The sequence below is a fragment of the Parasutterella muris genome (assembly GCF_009767915.1).
Taxonomy (GTDB): Bacteria; Pseudomonadota; Gammaproteobacteria; order Burkholderiales; family Burkholderiaceae_F; genus Parasutterella; species Parasutterella muris.
Window position 1 is genome coordinate 1 of the sequence record NZ_WSRP01000083.1, and the last position, 2,159, is coordinate 2,159.

The following is a 2,159-nucleotide window of genomic DNA, read 5'->3' on the forward strand; positions in this document are numbered from 1 at the left end:
GATATGTAGTAGGTATGTTATAATTAGATCATTATTGGAGGTGGTCTATGTTTGTTTCTACTTGCAAGGGTGGCGCCAAAGGACAGTACACTTATGTCCGGCTGATGGAGTCTTATCGAGACAAAGACGGGAAGGTAAAACACAAAGTTGTCCAAAATCTTGGGCGGCTTGATGTTCTTTCTCAGTCGAATCCAAACTATCTGGAAGATCTGAAGAAGAAATACCAAGATAGTTATGCAGAAAAGAGTCGTCTTCAGTCGCTCAATCGACTCGCACAAGCTCAGACTCTGCTGAACTTTGAAAACAGTGTTTCTGCGGGCGGTCCGCTTCCTCTTTTGCAGTACGGGCACTACGTTTTAAAAAAGCTCTGGGATGATCATCTGCATTTAGATCGGAAGTTCAAAGACATACAACAGCGACAAACAAAAGCAAAATTCGATTTGAACGCTGTTGTCTCTTATCTCTGTTTTTTAAAAATCCTTGATCCGCACTCTGTTTTTTACTCATTCGGCGACCAGGACGGATTTCTAGGTGCGCCTGTGCAGGGTATCGGTTTAGACAGTTACTACAATTCTTACGATTATTTGTTTGAGCACAAAGACTCGATCATGAGATTCTTTAACCGCTCAGTCAATAAACAGCTCGGAAAAACAAAGGCCACCTTGATTTTTTATGACGTTACCAACGTCTACTTTGAAACTGCGCTGAGTGACTTGGAGTGCGGCAGACAACAGATAGATTTCCAAGACCGGCTTCAGCAAGAACTGGAATTGGCCTATGAAAGCGGTGAATTGGATTCCTCGTGCTTTGACGATGAAGGAAGACTACGGCCTTGTCCGAAGGCTGATGACTTCATCAAGAAAATCCAGGAGCAAAAGATCGAATACCTGCGAATGAGAGGCCCCTCAAAAGAGCACCGCTTCGACCTGCCTTTAGCCTCCATCGCCTTGGTCATTAACGAAGAAGGAATACCGATTGACTTTTACGTCTACGCCGGAAACGCATCCGAATTTAAGACGATGAGTTCTTCGATTGAGTCTCTGAAACAAAAATACAACGTTAAAGAGAGCATCGTCGTTGCCGACCGAGGACTAAATTCTGCGGCAAATTTAAAGATGCTGCAGACAAATGATCTTGGATTTCTGATGGCGCAGAAAGTAAGTAATCTGGATCAGAAGACAACAAAAGCGATGTTCGATCCCGAAGGATATGTCCCAATCATCAGACAAGGAGAGGAAATCGGACGCTTTAAAGTCATAAAAGACTGGGTTAAAAAAGGAAAGGTAAAAGAAGAAGATACTCACTGCACCTTGGTTCTGACCTTTGATAAAAAGAGACAGAAACGGGACTTAGCAGTGCTCGAAGTGTGGAAAGAGCTGGTACTAAAGAAACAGGCACAAGGCATAAAAGTTAAACCTAAGAGCTCCGGGTGGGCCTGCATTGCAAAGACTTCGGAAAAAGTAGAGGCGAAAATCGAAGGCGTTGATGAAGAGGTCCTCGAAGCTAAACGCCGCCTTGCCGGATATGCAGCCCTCATCTACAAAAATGCTCCGGACTGTGTGGAGCAAAGCGCTTTACCGGACGGACACCTAGCCGCAGCCTACCACGAACTTAACCAGATCGAGAGCTGCTTCAGAGTTATGAAGTCTCACTTAGGTTTACGGCCTATGTACGTGAGAAACTCGAATCATATTAAAGGCCACATACTCATTTGTGTAATTGCGCTGGGCATTCTGAAACTACTGCAGTGGAAGCTGAAAGAAGCCGGAGCTCCTCTGAGCATCTCGGAAATAGTCCGAGCACTAAACTCGGCGACGACCGTACCAATAAAAAGTGCTAATGAACTCATGTTCCTGCAGTGCTCGAGACCACAGAATATTAGAAAGGGCTTAGAGCGGCTGACTCAGGAAGAACTTAAAGCTGAGCTATCAGGGCGCAGGCAGCAGCCAAGTCAGCTCGAAATACTCTTCAAAACGGTCGGACTCGTACCGCCGGCTCGCTTAGTCAATATCAAAGAAATGGGTCGTTGTTTAGGAGTAAGACTTACAGCGGAGGACTCGATACCGGAATTGCTCAAAGATATGCTCTAGCATACCTACAAGACAATAATTTTAAAAAGCTCTCAACTCCCTGATAATCAAAGGACTGAGAGCTTTTTT

Annotated in this window: 1 protein-coding gene; it reads left to right on the forward strand. The window is 44.8% G+C overall.

Annotation, left to right across the window (positions count from 1 at the left end; translation table 11 throughout):
• Window positions 1-47 precede the first annotated feature (47 nt).
• Entirely contained in the window at window positions 48-2,090 is a 2,043-nt protein-coding gene (locus tag E5987_RS12570; protein ID WP_160336411.1) for an IS1634 family transposase, read from the forward strand.
• The last annotated feature ends 69 nt before the right edge of the window (window positions 2,091-2,159 follow it).

Coding starts and splice junctions, on each gene's coding strand:
- E5987_RS12570 (WP_160336411.1), top strand. CDS start 48: ATGTTTGTTTCTACTTGCAAGGGTGGCGCCAAAGGACAGTACACTTAT.